Below are 15,447 nucleotides of genomic sequence, written 5' to 3' on the forward strand. Positions count from 1 at the left end.
CCGGCCTTCAGTCCGACCTTCATGCCAAGCCCCCTGCCCGCGCCACGGCCGTCATCCCGTCATCCCCCGCTGCCCAGACCCGCCCCCCGCGGGCATGCCTCATGCGGCGAGCCTGAGCGGCTCGCCCCTCTGCTCGGCCTCGATCAGCGGCCGGTAGAAGCCTTCGATCAGCTCTGCCACCTCTGCGCGCGTGTCGGCGCGGTTCACCGCGGAGCGGAACTCGGCTGAACCGGGGAGACCCTTCGAGTACCAGCCGACATGCTTGCGTGCGAGGCGCACGCCCGGGTTCTCGCCGTGGTGGGAGAGCATCGCGTCATAGTGCTGCATCAGCACGGCGTGCTGACGCGCGAGGCTCGGCTCAGGCAGGCGCTCGCCCGTCGCGAGGAAATGCGCCACCTGGGCGAGGATCCACGGCCTGCCATAGGCGCCGCGGCCGATCATCACCCCGTCGGCCCCGGAGAGCGCGAGCGCCTCGGACGCGTCCTCGGGGGTCACGATGTCGCCGTTGACGATCACGGGCAGGCGCGTGGCCGCCTTCACGCGCGCGACGAACGTCCAGTCCGCCTCGCCGGTGTAGAACATCTGCCGCGTGCGGCCATGCACGGTCACCATGCGGATGCCGCATTCCTCGGCGATGCGCGCGAGGTTCGGCGCGTTCAGGCGCGAATGGTCCCATCCCATGCGCATCTTGAGCGTCACCGGCACCGACACGGCACGGACCGTGGTCTCGAGGATGCGGGCGGCGTGCACCTCGTCCTTCATGAGCGCCGAGCCCGCGCTCTGCCCGTTCGTGACCTTCTTCACCGGGCAGCCGAAATTGATGTCGATGATCGCAGCACCCCGGTCCTCGTTCAGCCGCGCGGCCTCGGCCATCGCTTCCGGATCGCAGCCGGCGAGCTGGACCGACTGGGGCGAGCCCGGGGCGCCCTCGTCCGCCTCGCGGTCGAGCGCGGCCATCTTCAGCGTCTGGCGGTTCTCGCGGATCATCGCCCAGGAGGCGATCATCTCGGAGACGACGAGCCCCGCGCCAAGGCTACGGCAGAGCCTGCGAAACGGCAGGTCCGTCACGCCGGACATGGGCGCGAGGATCACCGGCACGGCGATCGTGGCGCGCGGTCCGAGGACGATCGGCGCAAGGGGGCCGGGCGGGCGCTGCGGACGTTCGGTCCGGGCTGCGCGCGCGCTGGTCACATCCGGGGCGGCGTCTGCACACTCGGCATCCATCGCCTTGGGGTCTCTCTCGATGCTGCTCACGATTTGGGCAAAGTAGCGACGCACCCCCCGCTCCGCAATCGGCCATCCACGCGAGCTCGACCGCACGGGCATTTCCTCGTCGGTGGCGAGGCGCTAGCGTGCGGGCGCATGCGAAGCGTGGCGCTCATTCTCGCGGCCGGGCGCGGCGAGCGCCTCGGTTCGCCCCTCCCCAAGCAGTTCCTCACCCTGGCCGGGCAGCCCCTGCTCCGCCATTCCGCCCGCGCCTTCCTCGCGCATCCGCGCATCGCCGGCGTCCGGGTGGTGGGCGAGCCGGAAGGCTGCGCCGCGGCCCTGGACGGCCTCGGCCTGCCTGCCGCGACCCCAGGCGGGGTGACGCGGCAGGCGAGCGCGCGCGCCGGGCTGGAAGCACTTGCGACCGATCCGCCCGATGTCGTGCTGATCCACGATGCCGCGCGCCCGCTCGTCTCGCCTGCCGTGATCGAGGCGGTGCTCGATGCGCTCGCCGCCGGCGCCGAGGGCGCGATCCCGGCCGTGCCGGTGACCGATACGCTGAAGCGCGACGCAGCGGGCATGGTGGGCGAGACGGTGCCGCGGGAGGGGCTGATGCGGGTGCAGACGCCGCAGGGCTTCCGCTTCGAAGCGATCCTCGAGGCGCACCGCGCGGCAGCCGGCGCGGCAATGACCGACGATGCCGCGGTGGCAGAGGCGGCAGGGTTGGGGGTTCGCCTCGTTCCCGGCTCGGAGGACAACATCAAGGTGACGCTTCCCGGTGACATCGCCCGCGCAGAGGCGCTGCTCGGCGCCGCGCTGGTCCCCCGCATCGGCACGGGGTTCGACGTCCACCGCCTTGTGCCTGGCCGCCCCCTGGTCCTCTGCGGCGTCGCGCTGCCCTCCCCGCTCGGCCTGTCGGGGCATTCCGATGCCGATGTCGGCATCCACGCGCTGTGCGACGCGATCTACGGCGCGATGGCGGAGGGGGACATCGGCACGCATTTCCCGCCGTCCGAGGCGCGCTGGAAGGACGCCGACAGCGCCGCCTTCCTCCGCCATGCCGCCTCGCGCGTTGCCGCGCGCGGCGGGCGAATCGCCCATGCCGACGTGACGCTGATCTGCGAGCGGCCGAAGATCGCCCCGCATGCGGCGGCGATGCGCGAGAGGCTTGCGGCGCTGATGGGCGTTGCCGCCTCCTGCGTCTCGGTGAAGGCGACGACGACCGAGCGCCTCGGCTTCGCCGGCCGTGGCGAGGGCATCGCTGCCCAGGCGGCGGCGACGCTGCTTCTGCCGCCCTGAACCGGGACGCGGATTGCGTTGCAATTTGCAACCGCCTTGGCAAAAAAATGCGGGGCCGCCTGTTCGGCAAGCCCCGCGAGGCAAGGTTGAGGAAGGCTTAGCAGACAGCCGCAGGATAAACTCTGCGACCGACAACTCTCCTGCAGCAAGCCGCGTGCCAGACCCAGGAAGCTAGTCCGGCGACAGCCCGGCGGCAGCGCCGGCGGGGTCGAGCACTGCCTCCGCGCGTCGTGCCGCGAGCCTCGCGAAGCGCAGCATCACCGCCTTGCGCCGGGCCGGCGCGAGCGGATGGCACGAGGCGTCGCGCAGCACCGCCCCGTCCCACGCATCGGCCACGATCAGCCCCACCTCGCCCGGGATCAACCCGTGTGGGAACGCGGGATCGACGGCGAAGTACAGGCGGTCGCACCAGGCGAGGTAGTCCTGCCACTTCGCATCCGTCAGGTAGTCCCGCGCGCAGGATTTCACCTCGACGATGGTGAAGCCGCCATCGGGGGCGAGGCAGAGAAGGTCCGCCCGCCTCCCATCCGCGAGCGGCACCTCGCGCAGCACGGCGAGGCCGAGGCGGCCCATCAGCCGCGCAGCCCCCTGCGTGACGGCAAGCGTGCGTTCGGCGGCGCGGGCCTCTGCGAGCATCGACATACGCGCATTGAACGCCGGAGGCGCCGCCGCTGCCAAGACCAGGCACGACAGAGCTTGTCATGCACCAGCGCGCCGCGTAGGCGGGACGGCATGACAGAACAACGCCTCCCGCTCGACGCCGCAGAGACGCTCGCGGCCGCCGTGCTCCGTGCCTCCGGTGCGGGCTCGGACCCGGCCGCGCATACGGCGCGGATGCTCGCCCGCGCCGACCTCGACGGCATCGCGAGCCACGGGCTCTCCCGCCTTCCGGCCTATGCGGCGCAGCTCCGCGCCGGCAAGCTCAAGGGCGCCGCCTCGCCTTCCCTCTCCCGCCCCGCCGCCGCAACCATCGCCGTCGATGCCGATGACGGGCTCGCCTACCCGGCGATCGCGCTCGGCCTCTCCTGGATGGCCTCGCTTCTACCCGCGCAGGGCGTGGTCGCCTGCGGGGTGCGCAACAGCCACCATGCCGGCGCGCTTGGGCTCTTCGCGGAGGACCTCGCGCGTGAGGCGGGCGCCTTCGTGCTCGCCTTCACCAACTCGCCCGCCGCCATCGCGCCTGCGGGGAGCGGCACGCCGCTCTTCGGCACCAACCCCATCGCCTTCGCCTGCCCCATGGCTGGCCGCGCGCCACTCGTCATCGACCTCTCCCTCTCCGTCGCTGCGCGGGGAAGGATCATGGTCGCCGCGCAGAAGGGCGAGCCGATCCCTGAAGGCTGGGCGGTGGATTCGGCGGGTGCGCCGACGACGGATGCGAAGGCCGCGCTCGCTGGCGCGATGCTGCCGATCGGCGGCGACAAGGGAGCGGCGCTCGTGCTCGCGGTGGAACTGCTCACGGCGGCGCTGACTGCCTCCCATGCCGGGTTCGAGGCCTCGAGCTTCTTCGACGACAAGGGCGGGCCGCCGCGCATCGGCCAGAGCTTCCTCGCGATCGCGCCGGGCGCGGTCGGCGGCACGGCAGAGGCGGTCGCGGCACGGGTCACGGCGATCACCGCGCGCGTGCTGGCGGAACCTGGCGTCCGGCTTCCGGGCGACAGGCGGCTGCAGGTGCGGGCCCGCAACGCCGCCGAAGGCATCCCCTACCCCCAGGCGCTCCTCGCGACATTGCGCGACCTCGCCGGAGCCTGATCACGCCCCTCACGACCGGCTGATGCAGCCTCAGCGCGGTTCCGCCACGCGGGGTGCCGCCGGCGGGTTCGACGCCGGCGGTGCGGGCGACCGACGCGCGCTCAGCCCGAAGGCTCGGTGTCGAGGGCGTAGCCCGCGGCACGCACGGTGCGGATGACGTCGAGCTCGCCCGGGCCGTTCAGGCTCTTGCGCAGGCGGCGGATGTGCACGTCCACCGTGCGCGGCTCGACATGAATGTCGGGACCCCACACGGCGTCGAGAAGCTCCTCGCGCGAGAACACCCGGCCCGGGTGCTGCATGAAGAACTCGAGCAGGCGGAACTCCGTTGGGCCGAGATGAACCGACCGCCCCTGCCGCTGCACGCGGTGGGCAGCGAGGTCCATCGTGATGTCGTGGAACTTCAGCGTTCCCTTCGCAGGCGTTGCCCCCGACCGGCGGAGCAGCGCGCGGATGCGCGCAAGCAGCGTCTCCATCGGGAAGGGCTTGGTGATGTAGTCGTCCGCCCCCGTGTTCAGGCCGCGCACGGCATCGGCATCCTCGGCCCGTGCGGTGACCATGATCACGGGAAGGTCGCGCGTCGCCGGCTTGCGGCGGATCTGGCGGCACACCTCGATGCCCGACATCGCCGGAAGCATCCAGTCGAGCAGGACGAGATCAGGCCGGACCTCGGCGATCTTGGTCAGCGCCTCCTGCCCGTCGGTCGCTTCCTCGACGCGGAAGCCCTGCTTCTCGAGATTGTAGCGCAGCATGGTGACGAGCGGCGCCTCGTCCTCCACGACGAGGATGAGCGGCTTCAGCATTCCCGAGATGCTGGCGGCCGCGGACATGCTCGGTTCAAGCCTCACGGGTCGCGTCTCCTGCCTGTGCCGAGGCGAGCGCGGAGGTGTCGCCCTTCGGCCTTGCGCCGACCGGGTCCTCGCCGACCACGGCGAAATGGATCGTCTCGGCAATGTTCGTCGCGTGGTCGCCCATACGCTCGAGGTTCTTCGCGATGAAGAGAAGATGCGTGCACGGCGTGATGTTGCGCGGATCCTCCATCATGTAGGTCAGCAGCGTGCGGAACACCGCGCTGTACATCTCGTCGACCGCCTCGTCGCGGCGCCACACCTCCATCGCCTTGGGGTCGTCGTCCGTGGCGAAGGCATCGAGCGTGTCCTTCAGCATCTCCTGCACCATGCGGCTCATCCGCTCGAGCGGGCCGACGGAGACCTGAGGCGGCATCTGCGCGAGGACGATCGAGCGCTTGGCGACGTTCGCGGCATAGTCGCCCACCCGCTCGAGGTCCGAGGATATGCGCATGGCCGCGACGATCAGCCTGAGGTCGGACGCCACGGGCTGGCGCAGCGCGAGCAGCCTGACGACGTGATGGGCGATCTCGCGGTCGAGCGCGTCGACCTGCGGGTCTGCCTCGACGACGCGGGAGGCGAGCGCGACGTCGCGCCTGACCATCGCGTTGGTTGCCTGGGAGAGCTGGCTTTCGACCATGCCGCCCATGCGGGCGATCATGTCGCGCAGCAGCCTCAGTTCGTCCTCGTAGCTCTTCACGATGTGCTCGCTCACCTCGGGGGGTCCTCCTGCGGGCCGCTCAGCTGAAGCGCCCGGTGATGTACTCCTGGGTCTTCGGGTGCTTCGGCCTCGTGAACAGCTCCGCCGCGGGCGAGACCTCGATCAGCTCGCCGAGGAAGAAGAAGGCGACCTGGTCGGCGCAGCGCGCGGCCTGCTGCATGTTGTGCGTCACGATCACGATGGTGAAGTCGCGCTTCAGCTCGTCGATCAGCTCCTCGATCTTGAGCGTCGAGATCGGGTCGAGCGCGGAGGTCGGCTCGTCGAACAGGATCACCTCCGGCTTCACCGCGATGGTGCGCGCGATGCAGAGGCGCTGCTGCTGCCCGCCCGAAAGCCCCATCGCGTTGGTGTGCAGCCGGTCCTTCGCCTCGTCCCAGATGGCGGCACGGCGGAGCGACCACTCGACGCGCTCGTCCATCTCGCGCTTGCCGAGCTTCTCGTGCAGCTTCACGCCGAAGGAGATGTTCTCGTAGATCGTCATCGGGAACGGCGTCGGCTTCTGGAACACCATGCCGACGCGCGAGCGGAGGAAGTTGAGGTCGACCTTGTCGCTGAGGATGTTCTCGCCATCGAGGATCACCTCGCCAGTCGCGCGCTGGCCGGGGTAGAGGCTGTACATCCGGTTCAGCACGCGCAGCAGCGTCGACTTGCCGCAGCCCGAGGGCCCGATCATGCCCGTCACCTGCCGGTCGGGGAAATCCAGCGTGATGCCCTTCAGCGCCTGGTTGTCGCCGTAGAAGAAGTCGAGGTTGCGGCAGGAAATGCGCGGCTCGTTCAGCGTCGCGCGCGAGCGCGCCGCCACGCCGCCGAAGCTCCTCGTCGAACCGGGATCGGCCGCGACCGCCACGGAGGGAGAGTCGTTGCTCATGGCCATTCTCACTTCCTCGAGGGTTCGGTTCGGATCAGGTAGCGGGCGACGATGTTGATCGCGAGCACGGCGACGGTGATGATCAGCGCGCCCACCCAGGCGAGCGCGATCCAGTCGTCGTACGGGCTCGCGGCGTACTGGTAGATCGTGATCGGCAGGGAGGGCATGGCCTCGTTCAGGTCGGTCGACCAGTTGAGGTTGCCGAGCGAGGTGAACAGAAGCGGCGCCGTCTCGCCCGCGATGCGCGCGACGGCGAGGAGCACGCCGGTGATGATGCCCTGCATCGCCGCGCGGTAGCAGACGAAGCGGATCATCACCCATTTCGGCGAGCCGAGCCCGATCGCCGCCTCGCGAAGCGTATCGGGGATCAGCCGGAGCATGTCCTCGGTCGTCCTCACGACGACGGGGATGACGATGATCGCGAGCGCGACGACGCCGGCCCAGCCGGAGAACCCGCCCGTGTTGATCACGATCAGCTGGTACACGAAGAGGCCGATCAGGATCGAGGGCGCGGAGAGAAGAATGTCGGACACGAACCGCACCGTGTTGCCGAGCACGGAGTTGCGCGCGTACTCGGCAAGATAGGTGCCGACGAGAAGCCCGATCGGGGCGCCGATGGCGGTGCCGAGGACGGTCTGGATCAGCGTGCCGACCATCGCGTTGAGCAGGCCGCCGCCACTGCCCGGCGGAGCGGTCGACTTCGTGAAGATGGTGACGTCGAACGCCGCAGCGCCGCGGCCGATCAGCGTGACCAGGAGCCAGCCGAGGAAGAACAGGCCGATCGCCGTCGAGGCATAGGCGAACAGCCCGATGAGCCTGTCCATGCGCTTGCGCCGGCGCGCCAGCGCCGTCGCAGGCCGGCGGAGCGTCGGGGCGGAGAGTGCGTCGGCCATGTCCTGATTCCTGGGCCTAGTTCCCGAGGCGCGGGCGCAGCATGTAGCGCGACGTCGCCAGGACGATGAAGGAGATGACGAACAGGATGAAGCCGAGCGCAAGAAGCGAGGAGAGCTTCAGCGAGCCCTGCAGCGCCTCGGGGAACTCGAGCGCGATGACGGAGGCGATCGTGTTGCCGGTGGCGAAAAGCGACGGGCTGATCGCGTTGGCGTTGCCGATCACGAAGGTCACCGCCATCGTCTCGCCGAGCGCGCGGCCGAGGCCGAGCATGATGCCGCCGACCACGGAGGCGCGCGTGTAGGGGAACACGACGTTGCGCACGACCTCCCAGCGCGTCGCGCCGAGGCCGTAGGCGCTCTCCTTGTAGATCGCCGGAACCTGCATGAAGACGTCGCGCATGGTCGCTGCGATGAAGGGCAGGATCATGATCGCGAGGATGAGTGCCGCGGTGAAGATGCCGATGCCAAAGGCCGGGCCGCCGAACAGCTCGTTCAGGATGGGGATGTCCATCGTCCAGTCCTGGATCGGCGGCTGGACGTATTGCGCGAGGAACGGTGCGAGGACGAACAGGCCCCACATGCCGTAGATGATCGAGGGCACGGCGGCGAGCAGCTCGATCGCGATGCCTACGGGCCGGCGGATCACCTCCGGTGCGATCTCGGTGAGGTAGTAGGCGATGCCAAAGGCGACAGGCACCGCGAAGACGATCGCGAGGATGGAGGTGACGATGGTGCCGTAGACGGAGATGACGGCGCCGAACTGCTCCCGCACCGAATCCCACTCCGCGCTCCAGAGGAAGCCGAAGCCGAACTCGCGGAAGGCAGGCCAGCCGCCGATGAAGAGCAGGACGATGATGCCGCCGAGCAGGCCGAGCACGAGAAGGCCCGCGGCGGTGACGATGCCTTCGAAGATCCGGTCGCCAAGGTTGGAGGACCGGCGTGCCGTGCGCGCCCGGCCCCCATGGCTGCCGAGCGGGCCGCCCATCGTTGCCGCCGCGCTAGCTGCCTGCTGCATCATGCCCCCTCGGCATCGACCGGCCCCTTCGCCCCATCACGCAAGACACCTGGCAGGGTGGCAGGACCGCCAGGCCCCGCCACCCCAGACCGGGTTTCACCTCACGAACCGCTGCCCGTCCAGATGACTTCGCCGTTCGGGCCCTTGATCTCGCGGCTCCAGGCCTGGCGGATCACGTCCTTCACGTTCTGCGGGAGCGGGATGTAGCCGAGTTCGTCGGCGAACCGGTCACCCTCCTTGAAGGCCCAGTCGAAGAACCGCATCACGTTGCGGCTGCCGGCAACGTCGGTCGGGTTCTTCGGCAGGAGGATGTAGGTGGGCGCCACGATCGGCCAGCTCTTCTCGCCCTGCTGGTCGAGCAGCGAGATGCCGAAGGTCGGGTCCGACAGCCAGTCGGCCGAGGCGGCCGAGGCCTGGAACGTGTCCTCCGTCGGGTAGACGAAGTTGCCCGCCTTGTTGCGGAGCTGCGCCATGGCGAGGTTGTTCTGCTTGGCGTAGGCATGCTCGACATAGCCGATCGAGCCGCGCGTCTGCCGCACGATGCCGGCCACGCCCGCGTTGCCGCGCCCGCCCGTGCCCGCCTTCCAGGGAACCGAGGTGCCCTGGCCCACGTTCGTCTTGAACTCGTCTGAGACGATCGAGAGGTAGCCCGCGAACTGGAAGGTCGTGCCCGACCCGTCGGCGCGGTAGACCGGCGCGATCGGCAGGTTCGGCAGGTTCAGCTCGCGGTTCAGCTCGACGAGCTTGGGGTCGTTCCAGCGGCGGATCTTGCCAAGATACATGTCGGCCACGAGCTCGCCCGTCAGCCGCAGCTTGCCGCTCTCGATGCCTGGGATGTTGTAGACGAGGACGATCGAGCCCAGCACCGTCGGGAACTGGAACAGGTTGGCCTGGCCGAGCCGCTCCGCGGTCAGGTTGGCGTCGGAGGCGCCGAACAGCACGGTGCGGTTGGTGATCTGGTTGATGCCACCGCCCGAGCCGATGGCCTGGTAGTTCAGCTGCAGCCCCGTGGGCTCCTGCCCCGCCTCGCCCCATTTCTGATAGAGCGGTGCCGGGAACGTCGCCCCCGCGCCGGTGATCTGCTGCGCCGCGGCCGTCCCGAACGACAGGACAAGCCCGGCAGCGGCCGCGAGGGCCGTGTTTCGGATGCTCACTCCACCTCTCCCTTGTCACATTCAGACGCGACGGCACGCGCCGCCGCGACTCCTGGCGGGCGCCACCATAGGAGCCGTCCAAGACGGTCATGTTTCGGTTTGATGAAGCTTCCGTGACACTCGCACCGCCGGGCACGAACGCATGTCCGGACAACATGCGAGCGTTGTCGAGAAGCGCGGCCGCCTTCGCGCGGGGGCGCGAAGCGGCGCAGCGATACGCACTCAGCGTCATTGGCGGTGCCAGGAAATGGTCGGAGCGGCGGGATTCGAACCCACGACCCCCAGTCCCCCAGACTGATGCGCTACCAGGCTGCGCTACGCTCCGACGGCCCTCTGATGGCCCGCGCCTTCGCGGCTGTCAACGCCCGCGCCGCGGGGCAGCCCGGCCCAGCTACTCCTGGTCCGAGCCCGCCCGGCGAGCCTCGCGATGCTCTGCCGGGACGTCGATCAGCGAGCGGATGGCACGGAGCTCCGCCAGCAGGTCACCGAGCACGGCGCGAAGCGCTGCCTCGCGCCCTTCGCCCGCGGGCGCGGGCGCGGCGGCACGCTCCGCACGCACGCGAACGACGGGCTTCGGCGCCCGCGCCCGCTCAGCTTCCGCGCTGCCAGGCGGCATGCCGGGAAGCGGAAGCTGCGGCTTCGGCGCCTCCTCGAGCTCCGGCTCGGCGTGCTCCGGCAGGGGTGCCTCGCCCTCCTCGGCGCCGCCTTCGCGCAGCAGGCGCTGCACGCCCTTGATCGTGTAGCCCTGGATGTAGAGCAGGTCGCTGATCCGGCGGAGGAGATCGACATCCTCCGGCCGGTAGTAGCGCCGTCCGCCGCCGCGCTTCAGCGGCTTCAGCTGGGGAAACTTGGTTTCCCAGAAGCGCAGCACATGCTGCGGGATGTGAAGTTCATCGGCCACCTCGCTGATCGTTCGGAAAGCCGATGGCGCCTTCCGCCCAGGCGCGCGCTGCGGCGGGAGCGGATCCCCGTCGGGGCTCACGCCTCATCCTCCGCCGGCACGGTCTGGCCGTTCACACGCGCCTTCAGCACTTGGCTTGGCCGGAAAACCAGCACCTTGCGGGGCAGAATGGGCACCTCGATGCCGGTCTTGGGGTTGCGGCCGATGCGCCGCCCCTTCTGCCGCACGGCAAATGTTCCGAATGAGGAGATTTTCACGGGCTGGCCCTGCTCGAGCGCGCCGGCGACGATCTCGAGCACGGTCTCGACAAGCTGCGCTGACTCGTTGCGCGACAAGCCAACCTGTTCGTAGACGGCCTCGGCAAGCTGCGCGCGCGTCACCGTGCTTCCCGTCATGCCGCCTCGTCCAACTTTGCTTCGTTACAAGGACGCTACCAGCCGTTGCTTCGCTCCGTCAAGCAGAGTGCCCGGCCGAATGAAGAAAGATCAGGGCATTAGGATGGGCGGATCAGGCGCCCAGGAAGCGCGGCCTAAAGGCGGGCAAGCGCGGCGCCCCAGGTGAGCCCGCCGCCGATCGCCTCCATCAGGACGAGCTGGCCCTTGCGCAGCCTGCCGTCGCGATGCGCCTCCCAGAGCGCGAGCGGGATCGAGGCGGCGGAGGTGTTGGCGTGGCGATCGACGGTCACCACGACGCGCTCCGGCGGAAGCCCGATCTTGCGGCCCATCGCGTCGATGATGCGGAGGTTCGCCTGGTGGGGCACCAGCCAGTCCACATCGCCCTGGGCTAGGCCGTTCGCGGCGAGCGCCTCGTCAACCACCGCGGCGAGCTTGGACACGGCGTGGCGGAACACCTCCCGCCCCTGCATGCGCACATGCCCGACGGTACCGGTCGTGCCCGGGCCGCCATCGACGTGGAGGATGCCCTCGTGCCGTCCGTCGGCGTGGAGATGCGTCGAGAGGATGCCAGGCTCGGCGGTGTCGCCGCGCCCCTCTGCCGCACGGAGGACCACCGCCCCCGCCCCGTCCCCGAACAGCACCGCCGTGCCACGGTCGGACCAATCGAGGATGCGGGAGTTCACCTCGGTGCCGATCACCAGCAGCGCGCGGGCCTGGCCTGCGCGGATCATCGCGTCGGCCACGGAGAGGGCGTAGATGAAGCCGGTGCACACGGCTGCGACGTCGAACGCAAAGCCCCGCGTCATGCCGAGCTTCGCCTGCACGAACACCGCCGTGGCGGGATAGGTCCGGTCGGGCGTGGAGGTGGCGAGCACGATGCCGTCGATCGCCTCCGGCTCGAGCCCGGCATCGGCAAGTGCCGCCCGGGCCGCCTCGGCGGCGAGGTCGGAGGCGGTCACCCCATCTGCCGCGATGCGCCGCTCGCGGATTCCGGTGCGCTCGATGATCCACTCGTTCGAGGTATCGAGCGTCGCGGCGAGATCGTCATTCGTCACGACGCGGGGCGGCAGGGCGCCGCCGAAACCTGCAAACACCGAGCGGATGCGCGGCGCGACGGCGGCGGGCGCGCCAGGGTCGCGCGCGGGGTGGACGCCGTCCATCGCCTCAGCCCGACACGGAGGCGGGCACGGCAGGAGCGCCCCGCGCGGCCTCGCCGTTGCCGTTCGCTAGCGCCTGCTCGCGCGCCGTGCGCGCCGCGGCCTCCTCGCGGAGCTGCGTCAGCTCTGCGCCGATGCGCTCGTTGAACCCGTGCGTGACCATGTCCATCGCGAGGTCGACGGCGTGGGCGAAGCCGAGCGCGTCTGTGCCGCCATGGCTCTTCACCACGACGCCGTTGAGGCCGAGCAGGACGGCGCCGTTGTAGCGCCGCGGGTCGAGCCATTCGCGAAGGCGCTCGAGCGCGGGGCGGGCGAGGATGTAGCCGAGCTTGGCCGCGAGCGTCGAGGAGAAGACCTGGCGAAGGAGGTCGCGCACCAGCTTGAGCGTGCCCTCCCCGGTCTTCAGCGCGACGTTTCCGGTGAACCCGTCCGTCACCACGACGTCGACCGTTCCGGCGGCGATGTCGTGGCCCTCGATGAAGCCGTGGAAAAGCGGCGAGACATGCGAGGCGCGCAGCACCTCGGCCGCCTGGCGAACCCGCTCGTCCCCCTTCAACTCCTCGGCGCCCACGTTGAGCAGGCCGATGGAGGGGGAGCGGAGGCCGAGAACGGTACGGGCGAACACTTCACCCATCACCGCGAACTCGACGAGGTTGCGCGCATCGCACTGCACGTTCGCGCCGAGGTCGAGCATCACGAAGTCGCCGCGCGCGGAGGGGCCTATACCGGCCATGGCGGGGCGGTCGATGCCGGGCAGCGACTTGAGCACGATCTTGGCGAGCGCCATCAGCGCGCCGGTGTTGCCGGCGCTGACCACGCCGTCGGCCTCGCCGGCCGCAACCGCGTCGATCGCAATGCGCATCGAGGAGTTCCGCAGCCGCAGCGCGGCCGTGGGCTTCATCTCGTTCGGCACTGCCTCGGCCGCGTGGCGCAGCGTGCAGGCAGCGGCCAGCGCAGGCTTGCGGGCAAGCAGCGGCGTCAGCGCCGCCTCGTCGCCGACGAGCAGGAAACGCGTGCCAGGATGGCGCTCGAGCGCGACGGCGAGCCCGTCGATGACCATCGCGGGCGCCTTGTCGCCGCCCATCGCGTCGACGACGAGCGGATACGGAGCGCTCATGGGGCAAGGACCGGGGTCGTCACGCCCCGGCCAGCCCGCTCAGGCACGGCTCGCGCCATGCTTCCTCCGTGCCGCCGCTCAGGTGCGGACGACAACCTTCAGCTTGTCCCCCGCCGGCGCGATCTCGCGGCCGTCATAATAGCCGCAGGACCCGCAGACATGGTGCGGGCGCTTGAGCTCGCCGCAGTTGGGGCACTCGCCATGTGCCTCGGTGTGCAAGGCCTCATGCGAACGGCGCATGTTGCGCCGTGAAGGGGACGTCTTCCGCTTGGGAACCGCCATTGGGATCCGCCTTGCTCTGTCACGAAAAGGAAACCGTGGAAGGGCGAGTTGCTAGCAGAGGCCCTCCGGCGCGTAAAGTTCCAAGTGCCACAGGAGTTTCCAGCATTTTCCGCATGGCTCGCCGATACCGGTCAGGTCGCGTCGTGCGGCGGGGCCTCGGCGCCTGGGGCACGCGGCCACGGGTCCATCACCAGTGCGAGGGTCTGCGACACCGCCTCCCCGAGGTCGATGGTGCCGCCTTCGTAGGGTTCCTCGTCCTCGGCCTCCGCATCGAGCTCGACCTCGCCTGGCCCCGAATCCTCGGGGCGGAATAGAATCGACAAGGGCTCGTCGATCCTCTCCGCGATGGGCTCGAGGCTGACGACGCAGAGACGGTCGAGCGTCGCGCGAAGCCGCCCGCGCACCGCGACGAGCCCCTTGCCGCGCGGGGCGAGGCGAAGCTCGGCCTCGACCTCCCGCACGCCCTCCACGCCGAGGCGTCGGGCGAGCGCCTGCCGCTCCGCCTCGGTGGCGGTCAGCGTCACCGCCTCGCCGCCCGGCTTCAGGGTGGCGACGGTGACGGGGCGGGAGAACTCGGGTCGCGAGATCACGGCCCTGCCCATCACGATTGGGCGAGCGCCGCCGAGGCGGGCAGGAACTGCGCCTCGCCAGCCACGAGCGCGGCGAAGTCCTGGCCTGCGAGGTGCCGGCGCTGGCGGTGCACCGCCTCTGCGAGCCGCGCCGCCCCCTCGGTCGGCGCCTCTACGCGCCAGACATTCCGCCCCAGCGCCTCGGCGAGCGCCCCCTCCTCCCCGCTCTCGACGGCCGCGGCATAGACCCGGGCGCGGCCGTTGAAGGCCTCCCACATCACCTTCACCTTCTTGCCGACGGAAAGGTCGCCAACCCCCATCTCGCGCAGGTTCTGGTCCATGTCCGCGAACATCGCGTCGAACACGGCCTGGGCGAGCTCTGGCCCGCGCGCATCCGGGTCCGACCGCGCGCGGTCGACCAGGAGGAAGGCGAAGACGGCGATCATGTCGAAGCGGCCGTCGAGCGTGTCGGGAACGCCGAGCTCGGCATACCAGGCAGGGTCGCGCGCCGCGGCGACGGCCATGCCGTAGAGCCGGAAGCCCTCGCGCTCGAAACGGCGGCGGCGGAACAGCGAGGCAAGGGGCATGGCTTCGATCCGGCTTCGGGGCGCTTGCCGAACGGCACGTTGACAGCACGCCGGCGAGTGTGACACCCGATGAGATGGTCCGGACAGGATCGGCGTCAATCGCAGTCCGGGATGGGATCGCCATGCACAAGACCAGCCTCGGGGCCCGCCTCGGCCCTCTCCTGCTCGCCGGCACCCTTCTCGCCGGCTGCGGCATCGTCGACTCGACGAAGGATCCGCGCGGCCACCGGGTCGACAAGGAGCTCCTGGCCGAGATCGTCCCCGGCGTGCAGACGCGGGCCGACGTCACCGCCCTGCTCGGCTCGCCGACCGCCACCGCGCCGTTCGGGGAGGAGACCTGGTACTACATCGGCGGGATGACGGAGAACCGCGTCGGCCGCGTCGACGCGCTGATCGAGCAGGAGGTCGTCGCCGTCCGCTTCGACAGGATGGGCGTGGTCCAGGGCTTCGAGGTGATCGGCAAGGACGAAGCCAAGCCCATCGACCCCATCGCGCGCGTCACCCCCACCCCTGGCAACGACGTGAGCTTCCTCGGCATGCTTCTCGGCAATATCGGGCGCTTCAGCCCGGGCGGGCCGGCGCAGAACCGCGGCCCCGGCGCGCCGGGCATCTGACGACCCGACCGGGTCCCGCCCCCGAACGGCAAAGGGCCGGCGGATCGCTCCGCCGGCCCTTTCGTTTGGCTCTGT

17 protein-coding genes, 1 tRNA gene and 1 pseudogene are annotated in these 15,447 nt (G+C 70.3%); 3 read left to right on the forward strand and 16 right to left on the reverse strand.

Annotated elements, in window-relative coordinates; all coding sequences use genetic code 11:
- Nucleotides 1-99: 99 nt before the first annotated feature.
- Nucleotides 100-1,224, reverse strand: a complete 1,125-nt coding sequence (gene dusB, locus FIF60_RS06100) for a tRNA dihydrouridine synthase DusB (protein WP_144184914.1) — start codon at nt 1,222-1,224, stop codon at nt 100-102.
- A gap of 138 nt (nt 1,225-1,362) precedes the next feature.
- Between dusB and FIF60_RS06105 the strand changes: the two genes are divergently transcribed.
- Nucleotides 1,363-2,505, forward strand: a complete 1,143-nt coding sequence (locus FIF60_RS06105; RefSeq protein ID WP_144184916.1) for a bifunctional 2-C-methyl-D-erythritol 4-phosphate cytidylyltransferase/2-C-methyl-D-erythritol 2,4-cyclodiphosphate synthase — start codon at nt 1,363-1,365, stop codon at nt 2,503-2,505.
- Nucleotides 2,506-2,676: 171 nt separating this feature from the next.
- On the opposite strand, the gene FIF60_RS06110 is transcribed toward FIF60_RS06105, so the two are convergent.
- Nucleotides 2,677-3,141: an MmcB family DNA repair protein gene (locus FIF60_RS06110; protein WP_239451515.1), complete on the reverse strand. Its 465-nt coding sequence runs from the start codon at nt 3,139-3,141 to the stop codon at nt 2,677-2,679.
- Nucleotides 3,142-3,237: 96 nt separating this feature from the next.
- Here FIF60_RS06110 and FIF60_RS06115 point away from each other — a divergent pair, with 96 nt between their 5' ends.
- Nucleotides 3,238-4,254 carry an Ldh family oxidoreductase gene (locus FIF60_RS06115; protein ID WP_144184920.1) on the forward strand — a complete coding sequence of 339 codons (1,017 nt, stop codon included), beginning with the start codon at nt 3,238-3,240 and terminating at the stop codon, nt 4,252-4,254.
- Between the two features lie 101 nt (nt 4,255-4,355).
- On the opposite strand, the gene phoB is transcribed toward FIF60_RS06115, so the two are convergent.
- From phoB to FIF60_RS06185, 14 genes and pseudogenes are all read right to left on the reverse strand, one after another.
- Nucleotides 4,356-5,054: a phosphate regulon transcriptional regulator PhoB gene (gene phoB, locus FIF60_RS06120; RefSeq protein ID WP_144184922.1), complete on the reverse strand. Its 699-nt coding sequence runs from the start codon at nt 5,052-5,054 to the stop codon at nt 4,356-4,358.
- 34 nt (nt 5,055-5,088) lie between these two features.
- Complete coding sequence (gene phoU, locus FIF60_RS06125) at nt 5,089-5,814, reverse strand: phosphate signaling complex protein PhoU (RefSeq protein WP_204251122.1); 726 nt, start codon at nt 5,812-5,814, stop codon at nt 5,089-5,091.
- Between the two features lie 25 nt (nt 5,815-5,839).
- Nucleotides 5,840-6,688: a phosphate ABC transporter ATP-binding protein PstB gene (gene pstB, locus FIF60_RS06130; protein WP_144184924.1), complete on the reverse strand. Its 849-nt coding sequence runs from the start codon at nt 6,686-6,688 to the stop codon at nt 5,840-5,842.
- Nucleotides 6,689-6,696: 8 nt separating this feature from the next.
- Complete coding sequence (gene pstA, locus FIF60_RS06135; protein WP_144184926.1) at nt 6,697-7,581, reverse strand: phosphate ABC transporter permease PstA; 885 nt, start codon at nt 7,579-7,581, stop codon at nt 6,697-6,699.
- 16 nt (nt 7,582-7,597) lie between these two features.
- The gene (gene pstC, locus FIF60_RS06140) at nt 7,598-8,596 is read right to left on the reverse strand and encodes a phosphate ABC transporter permease subunit PstC (protein ID WP_144184928.1); all 999 of its coding nucleotides are present in this window, start codon (nt 8,594-8,596) and stop codon (nt 7,598-7,600) included.
- Nucleotides 8,597-8,697: 101 nt separating this feature from the next.
- Nucleotides 8,698-9,750, reverse strand: coding sequence for a phosphate ABC transporter substrate-binding protein PstS (gene pstS / locus FIF60_RS06145; protein ID WP_239451516.1), 1,053 nt, complete (start codon nt 9,748-9,750; stop codon nt 8,698-8,700).
- A gap of 248 nt (nt 9,751-9,998) precedes the next feature.
- Nucleotides 9,999-10,075: transfer RNA gene (locus FIF60_RS06150), tRNA-Pro, on the reverse strand.
- 374 nt (nt 10,076-10,449) lie between these two features.
- Nucleotides 10,450-10,696 (reverse strand): annotated as a pseudogene (locus FIF60_RS22440) (MerR family transcriptional regulator); the annotation flags it as partial.
- A gap of 32 nt (nt 10,697-10,728) precedes the next feature.
- The gene (locus FIF60_RS06160; RefSeq protein WP_144184932.1) at nt 10,729-11,046 is read right to left on the reverse strand and encodes an integration host factor subunit alpha; all 318 of its coding nucleotides are present in this window, start codon (nt 11,044-11,046) and stop codon (nt 10,729-10,731) included.
- 134 nt (nt 11,047-11,180) lie between these two features.
- On the reverse strand, nt 11,181-12,206 hold the full coding sequence (locus tag FIF60_RS06165) for a beta-ketoacyl-ACP synthase III (RefSeq protein ID WP_144184934.1): 1,026 nt from the start codon (nt 12,204-12,206) through the stop codon (nt 11,181-11,183).
- A 4-nt stretch (nt 12,207-12,210) separates the two neighbouring features.
- Nucleotides 12,211-13,320 (reverse strand): phosphate acyltransferase PlsX, encoded by a 1,110-nt coding sequence (plsX, locus tag FIF60_RS06170; RefSeq protein ID WP_144184936.1) that lies wholly within the window; start codon nt 13,318-13,320, stop codon nt 12,211-12,213.
- A gap of 78 nt (nt 13,321-13,398) precedes the next feature.
- Entirely contained in the window at nt 13,399-13,602 is a 204-nt protein-coding gene (gene rpmF, locus FIF60_RS06175; RefSeq protein WP_144184937.1) for a 50S ribosomal protein L32, read from the reverse strand.
- A 131-nt stretch (nt 13,603-13,733) separates the two neighbouring features.
- The gene (locus tag FIF60_RS06180; RefSeq protein WP_158639086.1) at nt 13,734-14,192 is read right to left on the reverse strand and encodes a YceD family protein; all 459 of its coding nucleotides are present in this window, start codon (nt 14,190-14,192) and stop codon (nt 13,734-13,736) included.
- Between the two features lie 11 nt (nt 14,193-14,203).
- Complete coding sequence (locus tag FIF60_RS06185; protein WP_144184941.1) at nt 14,204-14,758, reverse strand: ubiquinol-cytochrome C chaperone family protein; 555 nt, start codon at nt 14,756-14,758, stop codon at nt 14,204-14,206.
- Between the two features lie 122 nt (nt 14,759-14,880).
- Between FIF60_RS06185 and FIF60_RS06190 the strand changes: the two genes are divergently transcribed.
- On the forward strand, nt 14,881-15,372 hold the full coding sequence (locus tag FIF60_RS06190) for an outer membrane protein assembly factor BamE (protein WP_158639087.1): 492 nt from the start codon (nt 14,881-14,883) through the stop codon (nt 15,370-15,372).
- The last annotated feature ends 75 nt before the right edge of the window (nt 15,373-15,447 follow it).

Source organism: Elioraea rosea (assembly GCF_007644105.1).
Taxonomy (GTDB): domain Bacteria; phylum Pseudomonadota; class Alphaproteobacteria; order Acetobacterales; family Acetobacteraceae; genus Elioraea_A; species Elioraea_A rosea.

Coding starts and splice junctions, on each gene's coding strand:
- FIF60_RS06160 (WP_144184932.1), bottom strand. CDS start 11,046: ATGACGGGAAGCACGGTGACGCGCGCGCAGCTTGCCGAGGCCGTCTAC.
- FIF60_RS06105 (WP_144184916.1), top strand. CDS start 1,363: ATGCGAAGCGTGGCGCTCATTCTCGCGGCCGGGCGCGGCGAGCGCCTC.
- FIF60_RS06165 (WP_144184934.1), bottom strand. CDS start 12,206: ATGGACGGCGTCCACCCCGCGCGCGACCCTGGCGCGCCCGCCGCCGTC.
- pstB (WP_144184924.1), bottom strand. CDS start 6,688: ATGAGCAACGACTCTCCCTCCGTGGCGGTCGCGGCCGATCCCGGTTCG.
- FIF60_RS06115 (WP_144184920.1), top strand. CDS start 3,238: ATGACAGAACAACGCCTCCCGCTCGACGCCGCAGAGACGCTCGCGGCC.
- plsX (WP_144184936.1), bottom strand. CDS start 13,320: ATGAGCGCTCCGTATCCGCTCGTCGTCGACGCGATGGGCGGCGACAAG.
- dusB (WP_144184914.1), bottom strand. CDS start 1,224: ATGGATGCCGAGTGTGCAGACGCCGCCCCGGATGTGACCAGCGCGCGC.
- FIF60_RS06110 (WP_239451515.1), bottom strand. CDS start 3,141: ATGCTCGCAGAGGCCCGCGCCGCCGAACGCACGCTTGCCGTCACGCAG.
- pstA (WP_144184926.1), bottom strand. CDS start 7,581: ATGGCCGACGCACTCTCCGCCCCGACGCTCCGCCGGCCTGCGACGGCG.
- FIF60_RS06190 (WP_158639087.1), top strand. CDS start 14,881: ATGCACAAGACCAGCCTCGGGGCCCGCCTCGGCCCTCTCCTGCTCGCC.
- FIF60_RS06185 (WP_144184941.1), bottom strand. CDS start 14,758: ATGCCCCTTGCCTCGCTGTTCCGCCGCCGCCGTTTCGAGCGCGAGGGC.
- pstC (WP_144184928.1), bottom strand. CDS start 8,596: ATGCAGCAGGCAGCTAGCGCGGCGGCAACGATGGGCGGCCCGCTCGGC.
- rpmF (WP_144184937.1), bottom strand. CDS start 13,602: ATGGCGGTTCCCAAGCGGAAGACGTCCCCTTCACGGCGCAACATGCGC.
- phoB (WP_144184922.1), bottom strand. CDS start 5,054: ATGCTGAAGCCGCTCATCCTCGTCGTGGAGGACGAGGCGCCGCTCGTC.